General features: G+C 39.4%; 15 protein-coding genes. 5 read left to right on the top strand and 10 right to left on the bottom strand.

Translation table 11 applies throughout. The features are described from left to right. The first annotated feature begins 583 nt into the window (after positions 1 to 583). Both F6K40_RS18545 and F6K40_RS18540 read left to right on the top strand, forming a co-directional pair. Positions 584 to 3,268: a HEAT repeat domain-containing protein gene (locus F6K40_RS18545; protein WP_293138419.1), complete on the top strand. Its 2,685-nt coding sequence runs from the start codon at positions 584 to 586 to the stop codon at positions 3,266 to 3,268. Positions 3,269 to 3,655: 387 nt separating this feature from the next. Next, positions 3,656 to 3,928 (top strand): type II toxin-antitoxin system Phd/YefM family antitoxin, encoded by a 273-nt coding sequence (locus F6K40_RS18540; protein ID WP_293138417.1) that lies wholly within the window; start codon positions 3,656 to 3,658, stop codon positions 3,926 to 3,928. A 114-nt stretch (positions 3,929 to 4,042) separates the two neighbouring features. On the opposite strand, the gene F6K40_RS18535 is transcribed toward F6K40_RS18540, so the two are convergent. Continuing rightward, positions 4,043 to 4,660, bottom strand: coding sequence for a Uma2 family endonuclease (locus F6K40_RS18535; RefSeq protein WP_293138439.1), 618 nt, complete (start codon positions 4,658 to 4,660; stop codon positions 4,043 to 4,045). 358 nt (positions 4,661 to 5,018) lie between these two features. Here F6K40_RS18535 and F6K40_RS18530 point away from each other — a divergent pair, with 358 nt between their 5' ends. Further along, positions 5,019 to 5,177, top strand: coding sequence for a hypothetical protein (locus F6K40_RS18530; RefSeq protein ID WP_293138416.1), 159 nt, complete (start codon positions 5,019 to 5,021; stop codon positions 5,175 to 5,177). 78 nt (positions 5,178 to 5,255) lie between these two features. Here the strand turns inward: F6K40_RS18530 and F6K40_RS18525 are convergent, their stop codons facing one another. The 5 genes from F6K40_RS18525 to pipX form a co-directional block, all read right to left on the bottom strand. Further along, complete coding sequence (locus F6K40_RS18525) at positions 5,256 to 7,322, bottom strand: bifunctional serine/threonine-protein kinase/formylglycine-generating enzyme family protein (protein ID WP_293138415.1); 2,067 nt, start codon at positions 7,320 to 7,322, stop codon at positions 5,256 to 5,258. 616 nt (positions 7,323 to 7,938) lie between these two features. Beyond that, positions 7,939 to 8,766 carry a pyrroline-5-carboxylate reductase gene (proC, locus tag F6K40_RS18520; protein WP_293138413.1) on the bottom strand — a complete coding sequence of 276 codons (828 nt, stop codon included), beginning with the start codon at positions 8,764 to 8,766 and terminating at the stop codon, positions 7,939 to 7,941. A gap of 469 nt (positions 8,767 to 9,235) precedes the next feature. Next, complete coding sequence (locus F6K40_RS18515; RefSeq protein WP_293138411.1) at positions 9,236 to 9,871, bottom strand: cell division protein SepF; 636 nt, start codon at positions 9,869 to 9,871, stop codon at positions 9,236 to 9,238. Positions 9,872 to 10,210: 339 nt separating this feature from the next. Beyond that, positions 10,211 to 10,885, bottom strand: a complete 675-nt coding sequence (locus F6K40_RS18510) for a YggS family pyridoxal phosphate-dependent enzyme (protein ID WP_293138409.1) — start codon at positions 10,883 to 10,885, stop codon at positions 10,211 to 10,213. 216 nt (positions 10,886 to 11,101) lie between these two features. After that, complete coding sequence (gene pipX, locus F6K40_RS18505; protein WP_293138407.1) at positions 11,102 to 11,371, bottom strand: transcriptional coactivator PipX; 270 nt, start codon at positions 11,369 to 11,371, stop codon at positions 11,102 to 11,104. A 60-nt stretch (positions 11,372 to 11,431) separates the two neighbouring features. On the opposite strand from pipX, the gene F6K40_RS18500 reads away from it, so the two are divergent. Beyond that, positions 11,432 to 11,653 (top strand): hypothetical protein, encoded by a 222-nt coding sequence (locus tag F6K40_RS18500; protein ID WP_293138405.1) that lies wholly within the window; start codon positions 11,432 to 11,434, stop codon positions 11,651 to 11,653. Positions 11,654 to 12,120: 467 nt separating this feature from the next. On the opposite strand, the gene F6K40_RS18495 is transcribed toward F6K40_RS18500, so the two are convergent. After that, the gene (locus tag F6K40_RS18495; protein WP_293138403.1) at positions 12,121 to 13,125 is read right to left on the bottom strand and encodes an energy-coupling factor transporter transmembrane component T family protein; all 1,005 of its coding nucleotides are present in this window, start codon (positions 13,123 to 13,125) and stop codon (positions 12,121 to 12,123) included. A 472-nt stretch (positions 13,126 to 13,597) separates the two neighbouring features. On the opposite strand from F6K40_RS18495, the gene F6K40_RS18490 reads away from it, so the two are divergent. Then, entirely contained in the window at positions 13,598 to 14,614 is a 1,017-nt protein-coding gene (locus F6K40_RS18490) for a DMT family transporter (protein ID WP_293138401.1), read from the top strand. A 220-nt stretch (positions 14,615 to 14,834) separates the two neighbouring features. Here F6K40_RS18490 and F6K40_RS18485 read toward each other — a convergent pair whose 3' ends face one another. The 3 genes from F6K40_RS18485 to F6K40_RS18475 all read right to left on the bottom strand — a co-directional run. Next, positions 14,835 to 15,662: an SDR family oxidoreductase gene (locus F6K40_RS18485; protein WP_293138437.1), complete on the bottom strand. Its 828-nt coding sequence runs from the start codon at positions 15,660 to 15,662 to the stop codon at positions 14,835 to 14,837. A gap of 689 nt (positions 15,663 to 16,351) precedes the next feature. Then, positions 16,352 to 21,259 (bottom strand): amino acid adenylation domain-containing protein, encoded by a 4,908-nt coding sequence (locus F6K40_RS18480; protein ID WP_293138435.1) that lies wholly within the window; start codon positions 21,257 to 21,259, stop codon positions 16,352 to 16,354. Then, positions 21,180 to 21,521, bottom strand: a 342-nt coding sequence (locus tag F6K40_RS18475) for a hypothetical protein (protein ID WP_293138399.1), incomplete at its 5' end; no start/stop codon positions are given. The genes F6K40_RS18475 and F6K40_RS18480, both read right to left, overlap by 80 nt.

Genomic DNA, 21,521 nt, shown 5'->3' with positions numbered 1-21,521 from the left:
AATAATTCAGGTTGAAAACCTCCCATTTTAAGGAAAAAAAATAAGTTTTTTCCTTTTAGTCAATCCTCTCCCTAAAAGAGAGATGTAATTATCCATTATCCATTAATTAACTATTTTAGACTAAATTTGACAACTAACAACTAATAACTGAAATGATATGGATGCCATCGCCCCCAATCTTTCAGGTAATATGAAATACAAAAAATTATGCTACTTATGAATCTCCCAATTTTGCCATCCCATAAATTTTCCTATCAATCTTTAGTAGCAAAGATTAAAGTATTTCATATAATTATATCAAATCTACTTGCTTTGGAGTTTGGAGATTCGCTCAAGAGGGAAAAACTCCCCAGTAGTGTTAGGATTTAATGACAAAACTCCTACAATATTATTTAATTATACCAATAAGGGGCAGATTTAATATTATTTCAAAAAGTAAAGATTCACTTAATTTTAAAAAGTGCTGTAATCTATTACTCTAATTTAATATATAATAAATAATTAGTATAACTGTGCTATTTAGCTTTTCCAATTCATATTTTAAAACTAGAAAAACTATTCTTTCTTAGAGGCTATTATGATAATGCTCAAAAATGATCCAAATGCTTTATTATCCCTCAAACACCAAGCAGTGTTTGAGGAAGATTCAGACTTACAACGAGCAGCACTCGAACAGTTAGTTATTGAATGGAAAAATCACCCGGATACTGTACCTATTCTCAAACAATTAGCCATATCAGGTAAATGTCCAGATGTCCGGAGAGCAGCAACAGAATATTTTGTCCAAGGTTGGCCAAATGACCCCAATATTCTACCTTTCCTCAAACAATTAGTAGTATCCAATAATGAGTATTGGTGGTTGCAAGAAGCCATACTCAACTATTTGATTGCGGGTTGGCATGAAGACCCGAATACGATCGCTTTCCTGAAACAATTAATTTTAGCAGATCGATATCGCTCGTTAAATGTGCGCTCTGTAGCTCTCAAACAATTAGCACAAAACTGGAAAAACGATCCTGATACATTAGCTTTTCTCAAACAACGAGCAGTATCTGATATTGATGAAACCTTACGGGAGACAGCAGTAGAACTTTTAGCCGAAGGTTGGCAAGAAGACCCCCTGACTCTTGGGTGGCTGAAAAAAAGAGCAGAATCAGATCGACATTGGGGAGTGCGTCTAGCAATAATAGAAAAATTGAATCAAGATGGAAAATTTGACTCCCAGACTCTGGTGTGGCTCAAACAAATAGCAATGTCTGACTCCAACCCCTATGTGGCTTCGGAAGCAGTATCCAAGTTAGCTCAACTAGGAAAAGATGACCTTGATACTATAAATATCATTAAACAGTTGGCTGTTTCTGCTCAAGCTGCAGAAGTACGACGAGCAGCTATGAGTCAGCTAGCTCAAAATTGGCGAGATGACTCGGAAACTTTATCAACTCTCAAACAACTCGCAGTATTTGACAAATGTTTTCATGTCCGACTGGCAGCAGTGGAACACTTAGGGCAAGATTGGAGAACAGATTCTGATACAGTGGCTATTATGAAACGGTTAGCTATATCAGATCCAGTTTTAGAAGTGCGAAAATCAGCACTGGGTTATTTGATCGAAAATTGGCAACATGACTCAGATACTGTCGCTATTCTGAAACAGGTAGTTCAGGATGACGAATCTTGGCAGATGCGAGAATTAGCGGTAGTGCAGTTGGGTGCATTTTGGCAACACGATCCTGATGTTTTAACTTTTCTCAAACAACAAGCTGAATCTCCTGAATGTTGGGTAGTGGGAGAAATAGCACTGGCGCAATTAACTGTTGGGTGGAAAGATGAACCCAGTGTTTTAGCTCTCCTGAAAAAATTGGCTCTGTCTAACTCTGATGTACGAGTGGCAGCAATACGAGAATTGTCTATAGGTTGGAAAGATGATCCTGATACTATAGATATTCTCAAAAAAGTTGTTGTCTCTGACAATTGTTGGCATACAAGAAAGTTAGCAGTTGAACAACTAGCTACGACTTGGCATGATGATCCTGATACTTTTGCTATTCTCAAAAAAGTTGCTTTATCTGACGAACGCCACGATGTCAAGGTTGCAGCAATGGAGATGTTGGTTTCTGGTTGGAAAAATGACCCGGAAGCGATCGCTACTATTAAGCAAGTAGTTGTGTCAGATCGTTTTTCGGAGGTACGCATTGCAGCAATGGAACTATTGGCAAAGAGTTACAAAGATCATCCTGATACTCTAGCGACTCTCCAGCAAATAGCTGCTGCGGACAAATCTTCAGATGTACGGATAGCAGCTATTAGCAAATTAGCTAGCGATCGCCAAGCTGATCCGAATATTTTGGCTTTGCTGAAACAACAAGCTGTTGACGATCCATGTTCTGATGTACAACGAGCGACAATGGAACAGTTAGCTACAGATTGGAAGGATGATCCTGACACTTTGGATATTATTAAACAATTGGTTCTGTCTGATAAGTGTTCCGAGCTACAACAATCAGCAGTGGTACAGTTAGCTACAGATTGGCATGATGATCCTGATACTATATCTGCTCTGAAAAAACTGGCTGTATCTGCTCATTGTCCAGATTTGCAACAGTTGGCAATGCAGCAATTAGCTCTGGGGTGGAAAGATGACTCTGATACTTTTTGTATTATCAAACAAAGGATTGAGTCTAGTGATGAACTGGAAGTACGACAAGCAGCAATGCAACAATTAGCTCTGGGATGGAAGGGAGATTCTGAGACGTTGGCGTTGTTTAAACGGTTAGTTCTTGATGATGGGGATATGTGCGTACGACAAACAGCAGTAGTAGAGTTGGGGATTTGTTGGCACAGTTACCCTGAGATTATAGAAATTATCAAACAAGTGGCTGTCAATGATGATAGTTTTTATGTGCGACAAACTGCTTTGGAATTACTAGCTTTGGTAGAAAAAAGTCATCCTGAAACGGTTGTTATTCTGAAAAAATTAGCTGAGTTTGATGATAATGCTTTTGTCCGACGTTCAGCAATACAGCAGTTAGCTTTGGATTGGTATCAGGAACCGGGAATGTTTGAGTTTTTCTGCGATCGCGCCTGTTCTGATCCTTTTATTCGTCAGGAAGATTGGGAGAATAATCCGCGAAAAGCTGCTCTAGAGGCAATTATTGAACAATATCCAGTCAGTGATGGGATGCTTGGGGTATTGCGCGATCGAGCTGGAAATGATTTAGATGAGCAAATCAAACAGTTTGCTATGAAAACTTTGAGCAATTTCGGATAAAAGGCGTTGGTTATGTTGGTTATGTAGGTTGGGTTGAGGAACGAAACCCAACATTTACAGCAATGCATGAGGATGGTGAGGTACAGTTGAAGATTAATCTCTATCTTTGTAACACAGGCTTCTAGCCTGTAACAAGCAGGATGCTTGTGTTACCAAAATTGTAACACAGGCTTCTAGCCTGTAACAAGCAGGATGCTTGTGTTACCAAAATTACTAAATGAAATTTTGTACCTCACGCGCCTCCGAAATTGCTGTAAAAGTTGTAGCCATCTTGTAGATTAGATTAGAACAATCCTTCTTTATTCACTAACATCTTCATTATCATTTTTGTTGGGTTGCGCTGTCGCTTAACCCAACCTACTATCTTAAATCTGTATAGTTCTCACCATGAATATAGTAGACTTTAGCGAAGCCAGAAAAAACTTGAAATCTGTATTAGATAGAGTGGCCAATGATCAAAACTGTACTGTAATTGTTAGAAGAGATACAGAAGACGCTGTAGTCATGTCGAAAAGTTATTATGACAGTCTCATGGAAACTGTTTATCTCTTAAAATCTTCTGCTAATGCTAAACATTTAGAAGAAGCGATCGCTGAATATAAAACAGGTAAAACACAAGAACACGATTTGATTGATGCTTCATTAATGGATAATGGATAATGGATAATAAAAAAGCAGAGAAACTGGGTCTATATTAAATGCTTCTCCACACTAAAATTTACCTCCCATAGACCCGGTTTCTTATAACACTTCCGTTGCCAAGCGGATTTGATATCACTTACCTGGAGCGAAAATTTGGTTAACCGTTAGTTGAAATGCTGGGAATGTGGGAGAAATAATTTGGTCACTGTCGCGAAACTTCTGTAGTTCATATTCCCCCTCCACCAACGTGCAAACGGTAAATGTGGGCTGCTTGGGAGAACCAATATAGCGCCTACCACCGATTCCCAAATAATCAACGATCCAATATTCCTGGATACCCAATGCTTCATAGTCTGCCAGTTTTACCAGGTAATCATCACGCCAGTTGGTTGAAACGACTTCTACCACAAGTTTTATCGACTGACTTGAAGTAACGATCGATTCTCGCTCCCATCTGGGTTCATCTGCTAGGGCAATTTCATCTAAAACGATAATGTCTGGTTCATAACCTGTGTCATTGCCGACTTTAACGATACATTCCTTGGGAATAAAATAGGGTTGATTTCCTTGTCGTAGGGCAGTCCCCAGATCGTAGGCTAGATCGCCCGCTAATCTGGAATGCTTCCCTCTGGGTTTCGGCATTTCGATAACTACTCCTCGTCTCAATTCGTATCGTTTTTCAGAATTCTCTGGATACCAAGCTATGAATTCGTCGAACGACATCGTTGTTCTATCAATTCCTGCAATCATTAATACCACATCTCCTATCCTATATTTCCCACCTTTGTAGGTTGGGTTGAGGGACGAAACCCAACAACAATCTTTCTCCCCTACTCCCTAATGCACAGTTTTAGCTGAAACAGTTCAGTAGAGTGCCTTTTGCTGGCGCAACATGAAAAGACGGCTTAAATTCAGGATATAAAACGGATTCGGCAATCCGTCGTCACGCACCATTTTAGGTGTATCCATCCACTACAATATATTTTCTGTTGAATAAACAGTCATGCGTAGGGACGAGCAACCCCCACTAACTAAATTGTATCATAATTTTTTTGCCGATGCAAGGGGAAAATCCTTTCGGCGCCGATTTTTTGGGTAGCTACACAAAATGCAGATTCTATCATCCGTGTATCCGTGGCAAAATCCTTGTCTTGCCCTGACTTCTCCGCTCACAGGGATTATGGCACGGATAGCTCACACGGATTATGGCACGGATACACGGATGGATTATGGCACGGATAGCTCACGCGGATTATGGCACGGATAGCTCACACAGATTTGGCCACGGATACACGGATGGATGTAGGAAAGAGGGAAAAGGGCAAAAAGAGAAAAGAGAAAAGGGTTACAGAGTTATCCCGCTATCACACACAACACGAAAACCATATTGGTTTTTGAGGATGTCGCGCCTCAAGTCATAGTTGCGATACGCAGAACGGCAGAAACCAGGATCGAGAAACCACGAACCGCCCCGAAGCGGAGAAAGATTCTTATTTCCCTCTAACCAAACACTTCCATCTGTAGGCGCTCCATTATAATTATCATGCCAATCATCAGCGCACCATTCCCAGACATTCCCGTGCATATCGTACAAACCAAAAGCATTGGGAGGAAAAGTTCCCACATTTGTTGTTTCTTCACGATATTTTCCTTTAGGTGCATTGCGATAAATATAGCTGCCATTAAAGTTAACTAACTCAGACGTTATAGTTTCACCAAAATAAAATGGTGTGGAAGTTCTAGCTCGACAAGCATATTCCCACTGACTCTCACTCGGTAAACTATATTTTTTACCTGTTATTTGTGAGAGTTTCCGACAAAATTCTGTGGCGTCGTTCCAACTTACGTTTTCTACAGGACGGTTTGCACCTTTAAAGTAAGAAGGATTATTTCCCATAACCGCTTTCCACTGTGCTTGAGTGACTGGATACTTTCCCATGAAAAATTCTGGCACATCTACATAATGTTGGGGACTTTCATTATTCTGTCTCCATGCTTCTGTCTCTGGAGACCCCATGAGAAATTTACCTGCGGGAATTTTTACCATTTCTAAGGAGACTTTATTACCTAGGTTTTCTGTCATTACTTCTACTTCACCTGGATCGCTACTTATTTTTTCTCCTCTGCTGTTAACTGTGACGGTAGTAAATTTCTGAATGGAAATTTTAGGTTGTTGTGGAAGAGGAGTTACTGGAGTTGGTTCGGGAGTAGAAATTATTTCTGGAGTTGTATCTGGTATTGGTTGGGGAGTAGAAATTATTTCTGCAGATGGTTTATCCTTCAAATCTCTACTCCATATTGCTGCGACAAACCCACTTCCTGCTAGACCACCCAATATCAATATTTGTCTTCTAGTTTGATTCGCTTGGAGTTGGGATTGGGGTTTTGCTGCTACTGTTTTTCGGCGTTGCTGAATCAAGGTATGAAAATGAAAACTGAATAATTTAAAATATTTGTTATTTAATAGTTTAGCAACTACCCAAAAATACAAATAATACCCAAAATCAGCAACCACTCTTTTTATTTTATTAGGTTTGGGATCTTGTGTAGTTCTTGCAATCATTAAATTTAATGCTTCTAATACTTTTGTGGCATTTTGATAACGCTGTCGAAAAGATTCATGTACCATCTTATCTAATATATCTGCCAGACAGTTACTTACTTGTACTTCATTTCGCCAGCTCGCATTTCCGGTTTTTGAATCTGTGGGGAAATCATCGAGATGTTTGCCTGTGAGTGCTTGTATTCCTATTATTCCCACTGCATAAATATCGCTACTTGGTTTTGGTTTGCCTTTAATTTGCTCGGTTGGCATATACGCAGGTGTACCTATTGCTACAGTTAAAGTTGTTTTTCCTCGTTGTTTACCTGTAGTTAATACACTTATTTCTTTTACTGCTCCAAAGTCTATCAATACTATTTTGTTGTCTGACTTACGGCGCATCAAATTTTGTGGTTTGATGTCTCGATGAATAATATTGTTTTGATGAGCTACTGCTAATGCTTCTAATATTCCTTTGAGTAGGGCAATGGTGTCAGACTCGCTTAATTTTTTCCCTAGTGTCAGTTCTTTACTTATATCGTGCCCTTCTATATATTCTTGTACTAGATAAAATTCTGTTCCTTCTTGGAAATAGTCAAATAATTCTGGTATTTGGTCTGAGTCTTTCCCTAACTTGTCTAGAGTCTTTGCTTCTTTCTCAAAACGTTTTTTAGCATCATCTAAAAGAATTCTTTGATCTGATTGTTTAGATAGTTGCTCTAATTGCTCTTTAGGTGATAGATGCTTAACTACCCGTTTAGGATTTCCTGGTAAGTCTAAATCTTCAGCTAAGTAGGTATCTCCAAACCCTCCGCTTCCGAGAGAGTCAATAATTTTGTAGTGGTTTCTCAGGATTTTTCCAGACTGCATGACTTTTTCAGTTATCAGTTATCAGTTATCAGACTGCCTACCAGGAAAATAAGGCTTTTTTGGCCTAATTTATTTGAGTATATCTGAGCGCACCTTCTCCATTATGTTTATAGTACCATGTCAAATCAATTCAAAATTCAAAATTATTAATTCAAAATTATAACTTCTGCCTGTCTGCTCCGTATAAGAAGGAAATCTGATTTTTTTAGCTGAATTGATCTGACTATATATGAGCGCATTTTCTCCATTATACTTACAGTATCATGTCAAGTTTTTTTTGTCAACAACCTTTTTTCAGTTATAAGTTATCAGTTATTAGAACCTGTTTGAGAAGTATTGTATAGAACCTATGAATCCTAAAAACCTAACCCCCCTGCCCTTTTCCCTGCAAGGGAAGGGGGTTTTCAAAGCCTCTCTCCTCGCAGGAGAGAGGTTTGGAGAGAGGTTTTTATGAGTTGACAAATAGCTTCTCAGTTATCAGTTGTTATATCATGTCCAGATAATTTAATAACAGGACTTACGCGAATTCTTAGAAAATACGCTATCCGTAGAGGGCGAATGCCATTCGCCCCTACTTCTAACCTTTTGTTCCTTCCCACACTCCCCACATCCAAAATTAACTCTCCCCTAACTCCTCCGATCGCTCCTTTGCCGCCAGAACAGCTTCAATAACAGCAGAACGAAAACCCGCACTTTCTAACTCAGCAATTCCAGTAATAGTCGTTCCCCCTGGACTTGTCACCTTATCCTTCAACTGTCCTGGGTGCATTCTCGACTCCTGCAATAAAACCGCCGTTCCCAGAACAGTTTGTAATGCCAACTGATAAGCGATCGCTCTCGGCAAACCAGCACAAACGCCCCCATCTGTCAAGGATTCTATAAAAATTGTCACATAACCAGGCCCGGAACCAGATACCGCTGTAACTGCATCCATTAAACTTTCTGGAACCTCCACTACCTGACCTACAGATTCAAAAATGCGAGTAGCTAACTGCTTTTGCTCTGGTTCCACATTCTGCCCCGCAGCGATCGCGCTCATTCCTGCACCTATTGTTGCCGGAGCATTAGGCATAACTCTAATCGCAGGTTGCCCAGGAAAAGCCAGCTCCAACCTTTGCAAAGGCACACCTGCCATAATAGAAATTAGTACAGGTAAAGTTTTTCTCTGACTACCAACGTGCCAGTCTCCTAGTTGTGATACAACACTATCAAATATTTGAGGTTTAACCGCCAGTAACAACGCCTCCGTCGTACTCGTAATAACCAGACGATTATCTGTAGTTACCCCTACCCCATACTCTTGTGCCAAAAAATCCCGCCTTTGTTGCTGCGGATCACTAACTAAAATTTCTGAAGGTTGATAAACTTGTTGTTGAACTAGGCAGGATAACAAAGCCTCTCCCATTACCCCACCACCGATTAAACCTAACTTAGCAGTTACCATTTTTCAACTCAAAAATAAATATATGATTATGATATAGAATCCCATTCTATAACACTATGCTTATAATTCTATCTATGATTTACATCTCTAACTTTTAATAAATAATAAAGTCTGTTATTTTACAGAAAAAATCAGGTTTAAAGCCTCTCCTTGAGAAGAAAAAAAATCCTTTTAACCAATACTTCTATTACAGAAGAGGTAATTATTAATTCTTGAACCAATCCTTCTATTACGAAGAGATAATTCTAATATTAATTGTTAATTGTTAATTCTTAATTATTGAACCAATACTTCTATTACGAACAGGTAATTATTAATTATTAATTGTTAATTATTAATTATTAAACCTACTTCCTCTTTTTAGGAATTGGGGATGGGTAATTTTAAATATAATTCCAAATCAAAAACATTCTCAAGTAGAGAATTAAATTTTAATTTTTTATTTAACCCCATACCCAAAATTCCTTTGCTATTGCATCATTTGAACTTGCTCTGGTTGCCAAACTTGAGACCCAGAAGTTGCCACACGAGGGCGTGGTTGAGTCTGTGATGTTTCGTTAACTAAACCTGCTTGAGTTCTAACTTGCACACAACTTGGTGTAAACAGAAAAATACTTTCTCCAATGCGTTCTTGATGACCATCAAGAGCATAAGTACCCCCTGCTACAAAATCTACAGCTCTTTGGGCTTGATCTGGGTCCATAATTGTTAAATTTAAAACCACAGACTTACGCTCCCGTAGGGCACGAATTGCTTGAGGCATTTCTTCAAAAGTACGTGGTTCCAGAACCACAACTTCCGACATTCCGTTTAAAGCTCCTGGCATTCCAATTACATTATTCATAACCGATCCCATTCCAGATTCTTGTTTAACAACTCCAGTAGTACCTGTGCTGGCAGTCGTTACTGTCGCAGCAGCGGCCCGATTTCTTAATCGACGGTTAGAGCGACTTTCCTCCTCAGCAGGTACAGCAGCAGGAGGTTCCTGTTGTGGAGGATAAACACTTTGATATTGTTCTCCTTCCATTTCATCGTAATCATACTCATACTCAACTGGTTCGTTGAGTCCGACAAAATCTTTTAGCTTGGAAAAAAGACTATTCACTGTTATAATTCTCCGATACTATTTAGTTAACAAGTATTTAGTATTTGTTAACAAATGCACACTTGGACTAAATTCAAGTGAGAGTGTATCTACCATAAGCTTGAGATTTAAAAATCTAGAGGGCTTAATTTTGACATCTCTATATATAGATCAAAATTGTGGGTATAACGCCAGTCAGAAGTTATAAGTCAAGAATGTCCCAATCTTTGCTTCGACTGGTATATTATTTAGTTAACCCGTGAGATAACGGATAAATCCACTTATCCTTTAAGCCTCTCAACCCGCTTGGTAGTGTACTATATTTTTAATTTTTAAGTTGTATTTGGATATAATATCAGCTTATTTAATCCTCCTCTCACCAAATAAAGTTCTACCTAGTCTCACCATAGTAGCACCGGCAGATATGGCTAAATTATAATCTTCCGACATTCCCATTGAAAGCTCGTGGATTTTTAAATTAGACAAATTTTTTTTGCCAATTTCCTGAGCTAACTCCTGAGTTTTCTCAAATACTGATAGGGTTTGTAAATCGTCTAATCCTTGGGGTGGAATAGTCATTAAACCGGTAATATTCAGATTTTGACATTGATTTAACTCTGCCAAATCACTCATTAACTCTGATATACTCCACCCATATTTGTTAGGATCAGGCAAAATTTTAACTTGCAGGCAAATATTAGGACTACAAGAGAACTCTTTTGCTAAATCATCAAGGCGTTTGGCCAATTTCAAGCTATCTACAGAATGAATCCATTGAAACTGCTTTAAGGCTTTTATTGCCTTATTACTTTGCAAGTGGCCAATTAAATGCCAAGTAATATCTGGTAAATCTTGTAGTTGAGCTTGCTTTGCTTCTGCTTCTTGAACCTTATTTTCCCCAAAATCTCGTATTCCTGCTGCATAAGCAGTACGAATAGTATCAGCCGATACCTGTTTAGTTACGGCGATTAACCGTACTGACTCAGGTAACTTAAAGCGGATGCTGGTAATACGTTCAGCAATGGACTCAACCATTTGATCTTTAGGCTTGAGAATATTTTATTTATACTAATGCAGCTTGCCTCAAGTCATCCATATAGACAAAAGACTCAACGCCTTATCTATCTTTTTTTAACTTTTGACAAAAGCTTGATGTCAATAGCCGATTATAGGATAGGGGATAAAAAACCAATTTCTGTATTTCCAGCTTATGGCTTTAGCTAGAGGTACTGATAAATGATAAAGCAGTTATTATTGAAAAGTATTTTTGTGAACCTGCTGGAGCTTTTGGTAATCAGCCACTAGACCATTGCGACGTAGATGGCGGAGACGAACTTCCACCATTAAGCGTGCGTCAGAGCGACCCACTGGTTCAAATTTTATACCACCTATTCCATTAGTTACTAAAAAAAATAAGCGTTGAGCATAAAGCGTTGTAAACAATTCTTGCTTATCATCAACTAAGCACACCCTGTACAAAAGGCCAAAATTAGGATGGTTCATGTAAGTTTCGTTGGTCATTTAGGCTTAAAATCAGCAGATAATCACAAGATTTGTAAATAGTTTAGTGGCCTTTGTCAAGTGACAGACCATATTATAGCAGAAGTCAGAAGTCAGAAGTCAGAAGTTAAATTCACAGCACGGACTACATTTGAGAGGCGCGAGAATTTCCTGACCTGCTGGCGACTACTATATTTTAGATTTTCCAGTGTGACAGAAAATTTAGATTTTTGTATTTTTTTGGCGTTGGTAATTGATAATGATGATTTATTTTTTGGGCTAGTGCTTTACCGAAAGAATTAAACAATTAAACAATTAAATAATTAGATAATTCAGGTTTAAAGCCTCCCCCTTTAACGAAGTCAGAAGTAGGGGCTTGCTGGCCATTCGCCCGTACAGAAGTTGTTTTTATAACGGGGATTAGAGCAACGCTCCAAAAACTTGTAGCCGATCAACGCAGGGTTGCACGACCCAATTTTTTTGATCAAAGAAATTCTATCCCCTCATTGACCAACACCATTTTCTTAAATACTTTTAGAACTTAATATATCCAATAAAGAAATATATGTGTAAAATACTTAACTTACTGAAAATTTTGATTGTTTGACATTAGTTATGAATCTCAATTTGCAATTTTGAGCTGAAAAATATTAACAATATTAATCAGAAACTAAAACTAAGTATTTCACAGCTATTTTTACTAAGGATTATACTTTACTATATAACAATACCAGATCATTACTTATTTAGATAATATAAATTTTTTTGTTTTAACCTTGTCCTCCCCAAGCCAACCTAATCCACCAGAATAAGCCTAAACTAATCAATACTACCCAGTCTAATGGCTTTAACTTTAAATCGAGCCATTCTACTCTATGTTGGTCAGCAGTTGTAAAACCTCTGACTTTCATGGCACTAGCAATTTGATCTGCTCGCAATAACAAATTTTCTAATAGTCTTTCTGCTACGATTAACCATACCTGAGAAGCTTGTCGGAGTCCTAATTTTTTCCAGTTAATTGCTCTAGTTCTGACAGAACGAACTAAATTTTGTATTTCCTCTAAAACTAGAGGTATAAATCTTAAGGATAGGGTCAAAGTTAAACTTATTTCAGTTACAGGTAATTTTAATTTATTTAGAGGTGTCATTAGGTCTTCTATACCTGCTGTAATTTCTTCTGAGGCTGTGGTTAAAAGATATAGATTAGTGCTATAAATAACTGTAAATAATAAGGTGGCAATACGAATGCCTAAATCTACGGAACGACGGGTTATGGTAATTGGACTTTGTTGAAAAATGATGTAGCTATAAGAGGTTGGTTGAGGAAGTTCAGTTGGTTTTGGCTTTTGTTCAGCAGTTTCTTGAGAAGTTTCTTTTCTAAATATTTCAAAAATGTTTTTCCAAGTTTTTGTTTCTGTTGCTTCTGTTAAATTAGGGGTTTGTTGAGCAAAAGCTAATTCATCTTTTGGTAGGCGGGGTTGATAGTTAATTGAAAGTCCATCAGGAGCGATCGCTGCACTCATAAAAAATATTAAAGAACAGAACATTAGTAACCAACCCATTTGTTTTTTCCAAACTCGTAAAGGAATTGAGGCAGAAAATGTTAAAAGAATTAATATTGCTACTAATATTAAACGCCAAATTGAACTTCCTAAAACTGGACTAATAAGAAAGCTCATTAGCCAGATTAATTTAACTCTAGGGTCAAGTTTATGTAGCCATGTTATGGGTTTTTCTAGATATAATCCTAAAGGTAGCGATCGTAATAAATCCATATTAATTAATCAAAAGTTAAAATTCAAAAGTAATAGCAGTCGAAGCCAAGGTTAGGACATTTATAAATCCTGTTTGCAGAGCATTTCCCTATAAGAAAAACCCTTTGACAGTTTACTATTCCCTATCCCCTATTCCCTATTCCCTATTTCCTAGCGCTATAAATTTTTGGATAGTCCCGATCGCTTCATGGTAGATAGGAACAAAAAAATGCCCAGTGTGGGTATTCTGGCCGCGAGTACGGGAGCAAGAAGTTCCCAAGATGCGTTTCTCGTAACACAAATAATTACAATATACTTTTCCGGAGAAGTCTATTAATTATATAGAAGTCTATTAGTTATATATTAGTATATAGCAGTCGAAGCAAAGATTAGGACATAGACTGATGATGAATCTTATACTAGGAAACACTTTTCCAACTGTTCCCTGTTCCCTGTTCCCTGTTCCCTGCTATATTAGTTATATGTGGGTTTAATGACAAAAGAATTAGAATTAACTTCCCCATCAACTGCCCTTCGCGAAACCCTATTAGCTTTAGGGGCAGTCTTGGCTATTCTTGTCCTTATCGCTTTCCTCCCCATCCTGGTCAAAGTCAGCGAATCCGAACTTAGTCCCAATGCTACTATATTTAATCAACGCTGGGTCGGCGCTGTTGTTTTGTTATTGTGGAATGGAATATCCTTCCTCAAGCAGCGATGGTCAGGAAATGCCTTGACTATCAAACCTTTCCCAGATGCCTATAAACTCTTACTCCTGTTGTTAATAATGGCCGGATTTTCTGTAGGACACCAACTACTTTATGCTTGGTCGCTGACTGAAACTAGCGTTGCTAACTCCGAGGTTTTACACAGTCTGACTCCACTATTTACTACCTTGGTGGGATGGATGTTCTTGGGTCAAGTGTTCGATCGCAAATTTATCATCGGCATAGGGATCTCTATTGCCGGTTCGATCGCTCTAGTCGCTAATGACTTCTCGATAGCTATTGACAAACTACAAGGTGATGAACTGGCTTTAGTTTCTGCTATTTCTTTTGGTGGGTATGTACTGGTTTTAGAGAAACTGCGAGTTCGATTAAATATAGATACAATAACAACTTTTAACTCCTGGCTAGGAACGGTTTTTTTACTACCAATTGTATTGGTTGGAACCTTTGAAAATTATGAGATCATACCTTTTCATGGTTTCCAAGCTATTCAGGTAGCTAGTGAGGGAATATTGCCCCATTCTTGGGGAGTTTGGCTAAGTGTCACTTCTGCTGGTATTGTTTTAGTGACCGCTCAAAGTTTGACAGCTTATAGCCTCAAACGGTTATCTGCAGGATTATTTGCGACTATATTGCTGCTCCATCCAGTGATTACTGCTATCCTAGCTTGGGTAATTTTTTCAGAAACTTTAACTCTATTTAACTTGTTAACATTTGTTGTTATTTTGTTTGGGGTGTACTTAGCGACATCAAGTAAAGGAGGTCTGAAGACGCTAGAAGAGTGAAATATTTTTTCTCTGGTTTGGTAGTAGTAGTGCGTTTAGCTTGAAAATGTGCGTTATTTGAGTTATCAGTTATCAGTTATCAGCAGGACTAAAGCTATGCGAACCCAGAAACCCGGTTTCTTGTAGACGTCTGTTGTTCAAAACAATGATTTCTCGTAGAAACCGGGTTTCTTTGCGTAAGTCCTAAATTAATTATTAATTATTAATTATTGAACGAACCTCAAAATACAATTTCTGGATGAACTAACTCAAAACCTTCATCTCTCAATTTTTGATTTGATACCCTAGCATTAAAAGGGCGTGTTGAAGGAGTCGAACCATCCCAATAAATCTTTCCTAAACCTTGATATTTGTGTAAACCATCAAGTAATTCTCGAGTAATCATCGGCACATTATTAACCAAATTGTAAATACCCTGCAACTGTTTCTCACGAGCAAACTCTAAAGCTCCTACAATATCATCTAAATGAATCCAGTTGGTACAATCATTGCCATTACCGGGGCGAGTTTTGCCTTCCCACCTACTAAAAATTTTCACTAATTCCCTACCTGGACCGTAAATTCCGCCTAAACGCAGGATACAAACCTGTTGTTGAGAAGTGGATGCAGATAATAAAACCTCCTCAGTTTCATGGAGAATTTTTCCACCTTCAGTTGAGGGGGTAACAGGAGAATTTTCATCTACCCACTCACTATTTTTGTCACCATAAACTGAGTAACTACTTGTGTAAATTATTTGTTTTACACTTGGAGTTTGTTTCAAAGTAGCAACTAGAGTTTGGGCAGTTTCTAGATATGTTTGTTTGTACTCCATACCGATATGAGGGCGAAAACCTACACTTAACAATACCACCTCTTGATTTTGCAAGACATCGTGCATGGCGCTAGAGTCATTGCCTTTCATTACTACTACTTGTGGTGTTATATTTTGTAATTCTGAAACTCGTTCTGGGGTAGTAGTGGTTAGAGTTAATTGATGACCTTTCTGACTCCAGAGTTTGGCAACTGCAGTGCCAACATAACCACAACCAATAATTGCAATTTTCATTCTGTTTTTCATTCATATTACTTACTTTTTATACTATAGCAGGGAACAGGGAACAGGGAACAGGGAACAGTTGGAAAAGTGTTTCCTAGTCTAATATTCATCATCAGTCTATCTCCTAATCGCCCTGACTGTTGCTATATACCGAAAAATTACAGCGCTTTTCAGATTGATGAACCACATAGTGACAACCAGCAAGTAGGGACGTTCCATGGAACGTCCCTACTGTGAAAACCTCTGTAATATCAAGTCTCATTAATTAGCCATAATAAAAATCTTCTTCACTCCCGTAGGGGCGATTTCCTAGGTCATGCTCCTAATTAAGCGAATCGCCCCTACTCTCTAAATTTTTTATTCTGGTTATTCAAAGAGACATGATATAAGGTATAATATCAAATCCGGTAGTATCGTTATAATTCTTGCCCCGTAGGGGTTTGGTCTCCAAACCCCCACAAATTGGCAGTTTTCACCAATACTGATGGTAGAATTATATCACTTCCGTTGCCCAGCGGATTTGATCTGACTACTAGAAAGAGCAAAAAGATTTTTTGGCGTTGCATAAATTCGGGATGATTTTAATAGTTTTGTGGAATGGGCATCTTGCCCGTTCCTGATATTTTTGGACAGGCAGGATGCCCGTCCTACTTAATATTCATCCCTTAATTCAGCAACGCCGATTTTTTCAGCAAACCCTAATTATAAGTATTCAACCGGACATAATATTCAAGGCAGGTTTCTAACTGTTTCGCCAAACCTTCAACATTAGGTTCGCGCATAATCCCATAATGGTTTCCAGGAATAGTATAAATTTCTATTGCTTCGGTAGCTAGGGAACTCCAACCTCTCTGTGAAACTTCATCGCTAGCACAAAACAGAACTGTTCGACCAGAATATGGTGATGCTAGATAATCATACATTGCTTTGAGGTTACTTTTGAATACCTCGAATAACCGAGACATCTGTTCAAGACTGATTTCTGGTGGCAAGATATTCAAGCGTTTTGCTTCTTGGAGAATGCTATTCAACTGTTCTTCTGGCAAAAGTTCCTGAAGTTCGTTGGTAGAAATTGATAATTCCTTGCCAAATATACCGCCGAGATCGGTAATTAGAGAATTAGTCAGAGAAGTGTCATCAATTTCTTCTTGAAGAAATGTGGGTGCGTAACTATCGATTAAAGCTAACAGTCTGACTTCTTGTCCTAAAGTTTGCAACTGCTGTGCCATTTCCCATGCAATGACACCTCCCAAAGACCAACCTCCCAGATAATAAGGTCCTTTGGGTTGAACTGCTTGTATGGATTCAATGTAACAAGCAGCCATATCTTTTATATTAGTTAACGGTTGAGAATTTCCATATAAACCGGGAGATTGCAAACCGTAAAAGGGTTGATTTTTTCCTAAATGTTCGGCTAATTTTGCATAACACAAAACGTTGCCTCCGACGGGATGAACGCAGAAGAAGGGTGGTAAGTATCCTGTTTTTTGAATGGGAACTAGAGGAGAAAAAGGTTGCGTGTCGGTGGCAGAACTCAATAAATTGGCTTGACATTCGATGGTGGGTTCTGTGAATAGAGTTGCTAAAGGTAGATGAGTTCCTAACTGTTGTTCGATGCGAGCTATTAAACGCACTGCTAAAAGGGAATGACCTCCTAACTCGAAGAAATTATCTCGTACTCCCACGGTGGGAATATTGAGAACTTCTGACCAAATTTGTCCGAGTTTTAGTTCTGTGGTGGTGCGGGGGGATATTCCTGTTTGCTGAGAGAGATTAGAAGTATCAGGTGCAGGGAGGGCGCGACGATTCTCTTTCAGAGACGCTGCGCGAACGCTTTTACCGTTAGGAGTGAGAGGTATTGCGTCTAAAAAGACGAAGGCAGAGGGTATCATGTATTCGGGTAGCTTTGTTTTCAGGAAGCTACGTAGTTGGGAGGATACCATTTCTTGTTTGGCAACGATATAGGCGACGATGCGTTTATCTCCTGGAATATCTTCTCGGACAATAACGATAGCTTCGCTGACGTCTGGATGTTGAGTCAAGATTGCTTCGATTTCTCCGAGTTCGATACGGAAACCTCGAATTTTTACCTGATTGTCGATACGTCCAATATATTCGATGTTGCCATCGGGGAGATAGCGTGCTTTATCGCCTGTTTTGTAGAGGCGAGAACCTGTTTCGTTGCTAAAGGGGTTGGGGATAAATTTTTGCTCGGTTAATTCGGGGCGGTTGAGATAACCTCGTGCTAACCCAGCGCCACGAATGTGAAGTTCTCCTGGTACTCCGATGGGGAGGGGTTGGAGATGTTTGTCGAGAATGTAAATTTGTAGGTCTGGAATGGGGGAACCGATGGGACTAGCGTTAGATTTGAGGTCTGATATCGTTAACTGGCGATAAGTCACATGAACTGTGGTTTCAGTGATGCCATACATATTGATAAGCTGAGGAGAACTGTCACCATGTCGCTCAAACCAGGGTTCCAGACTCTTGATTTCTAGAGCTTCTCCACCAAAAATCACAAAACGAAGATTGAGAGTGTCTTCGTTCTTGACAAACTCCTCAATTTGAATTAACTGCCGAAAAGCTGAGGGTGTTTGATTGAGAACGGTGACTTTATGTTGGCAAAGTAATTTATAAAAATCCTGGGGCGATCGGGTAATTTCATAAGGCACAATAACTAAACATCCTCCGTAGAGCAATGCTCCCCATATTTCCCATACAGAAAAATCAAAGGCGTATGAATGAAATAGAGTCCAAACATCGTTGCTATTGAAGGAAAACCATGATTGAGTTGCAGCAAACAGACGGGTGACGTTATTATGTTGAATTAACACCCCTTTTGGTTTACCAGTTGAACCAGAGGTATAGATGATGTATGCTAGATTATTGGGTTCAACGGAGGTTGTCAAATTTGTTGGAGGGTGTTGTGCAATCTGATGCCACTGAGTATCTAAACAGATGGCAACATCAGCAAGGGAAGGAATTGTAGATTTCAGCTTGTCTTGTGTCAGAATCATCGAAATTCCAGTATCGGCAAGTATAAAAGCTAGGCGTTCCGGTGGAGAGTTGGAGTCCAAGGGTACATAGCTTCCACCTGCTTTGAGAATGCCCAGTATTCCTACTACCATTTCTAGCGATCGCTCTACGCAAATACCTACCGGAACTTCTGGTTTGACTCCCAAGTTTTGCAAATATCGCGCCAGTTTATTTGCTCTTTCATTCAATTTGCGATAGGTAAGTTGTTCTCCTTCAAAAACAACTGCTACTGCATCGGGAGTTTGTTCTACCTGTTTTTCAAATAGTTGATGAATACACTGATTTTGAAAATAGGCCGTTTTGGTGTCATTCCATTCTACTAATAATTGATGGCGTTCTGCTTCCGTTAACAAGGGAAGTTCGCCGACTCGTGTTTTGGGATGAGTAGCGATCGCTTGGAGCAAAATCTTAAAATGTCCGATCGCTCGACGAATAGTTCCTGGTTCAAATAAATCTCGATTATATTCCCAATATCCAATTAATCCTGCTTCTGTCTCCTCCATTGATAAAGTTAAATCAAATTTAGCTTTAGCACTTTCTATCTGCAACCAATTAAAACTCACTTCCGGTAATTCCAAAGGTTTCATCGGTGCATTTTGCAAGGCGAACATTACCTGAATTATGGGCGTGTAACTCAAACTGCGTTCTGGTTTTAAAGTTTCTACTAATTGTTCAAAAGGTATATCCTGATGAGCGTAAGCATCCAAAGAAGTCTGCCGTATCTGATGCAATAAATCTGTGAAATTAGGATTATCTGCAAATTGGGTTCGCAACACTAAGGTATTGACAAAAAAGCCGATCAATCCTTCTATTTCACTGCGGTTGCGGTTGGCGATTGGTGTACCAACAAGTATATCTTCTTGATCAGAATAACGATACAGTAAGGTGCTAAAGGCAGCAAATAGGATCATAAACAGAGTCACTCCTAATTCTTGACTCATATCCTTGAGCTGTTTTGTGAATTCGACTCCCAGTTCAAAAAATTCTTTACCCCCAATAGCTGTTTGCACGGTTTTCCGAGGATAATCTGTAGGTAACTCTAATAAAGGTGGCGCTCCTGCCAACTGTTGTTTCCAGTAACCAAGTTGAGGCGCTAGCATCTCAGCAGTCGCAGGTTGCCGTTGCCAGCAAGCAAAGTCCGCATATTGAATTTGCAGTTGCGGTAACGGTGAGATTTTTCCTTGAACATAAGCTCTATAAAGCACTTCCAATTCATGACTAAATACACCAGTTGACCAACCATCAGTAATAATATGGTGCATCGTTAGCAACAGCACATAATCATCGACTGCTAATTGCAATAAAGTAACTCGCACTAAGCGATCGCTTGCTAAATCAAATGGTTGCTGAATTTCTGCCTCACCCAAGCGCTGTACTTCTTTTAACTTTTCCTCTGCTGGCAACTGCTGTAAGTCAACAATAGGCATTTTTAAATCCAGTTCGGGGTGAATAACTCGCACAGGAGAACCATCGATCGCCTGATAATTCGTCCGCAAACTTTCGTGACGGCGAACGATTTCTTGTACTGCTTGCTCTAATGCTTCAACAGACAGAGAACCCGATAAACGCAACCCTTCTTGTTCATTATAAACGACACTTCCTGACTGCAATTGGTCTAAAAACCAAAGTCGTTGCTCGGCAAAAGATAAGGGTGACTCTCCATTTCGTGACACTGGTTGTATAGCAGCTAATTGTTGGCGAGTCGCTCCTGATATTAGCTCGCCAAATTCTGCCACTGTTGGAGATTCAAACAACCGATGCAGCGACAGTTCTATCTGAAAAGTATCGCGGACTCGTGAAATCAGTTGAGTTGCACCAATAGAATCTCCTCCCAACATAAAGAAGTTATCTAAGACTCCCACCTCGTTGAGACTGAGAATTTCTGCCCAGATTCCTGTGAGAATTTCTTCTGTGGGAGTTCGCGGTGCAACTAATTCCACATCCAGAACCGGACGTGATTTATCTGGAGCGGGGAGTGCGCGTCGATCGATTTTTCCGCTCGGTGTGAGGGGAAGTTCGTCGAGAACCACAAATGCTGATGGCATCATATAATCAGGCAATTTTTCTTGCAAGAAACTACGTAATTGAGGGATTAATTGACTTTGTTTGGTTCCGGTGTATGGTTCATTTGCATAAGCACTCCAAGGTTGAAGTGTGGGAAGTGTGGGGAGTGTGGGAGGTGTGGGAGGTGTGGGAGGTGTGGGGAGTGAAAGATCAATCTCTTGGTTGAGCAACGCCATAGTGTTGTCTGCAATTAAATTGGTATCATTCCTCACGAATATTACATCGTAGTAACCATCAGCACCATTGCCAGACCACGTAATGTTGATCCGATAAGGAATCTTTGACTGCAATTCCCACCATTTTTCCGGTTCAATTCCGTTTTGGGTAATCTGTTGTCGCAGTTCGCCTACAGTTTGGGGACAATTTGAACTTGCTAACAATGCCATTGCTTGCACATCCGCCCAAATTCGAGCGTTGGGAATGTTCCTAACAATGAGTATTTCTGGGGAAGTTTCTACCAGTTTTTGGCAAACCGCAGCTACACTCAAACTTCCCGAATCTCCCACCCCTTTCAAAGGGATACTCAAACTTCCCGAATCTCCCACTCCTTTCAAAGGGATACTCAAACTTTCCGAATCTCCCTCCCCTTTCAAAGGGATACTCAAACTTTCCGAATCTCCCTCCCCTTTCAAAGGGATACTCAAACTTCCCGAATCTCCCCCTCCTTTCAAAGGGATACTCAAACTTTCCGAATCTCCCTCCCCTTTCAAAGGGATACTCAAACTTTCCGAATCTCCCCCCCCTTTCAAAGGGATACTCAAACTTTCC

Source organism: Okeania sp. SIO3I5, assembly GCF_010672085.1.
Taxonomy (GTDB): domain Bacteria; phylum Cyanobacteriota; class Cyanobacteriia; order Cyanobacteriales; family Microcoleaceae; genus Trichodesmium.
The sequence above is the reverse complement of the archived record's forward strand: the minus strand, read 5'-3'. Positions and strand labels throughout refer to the sequence as shown.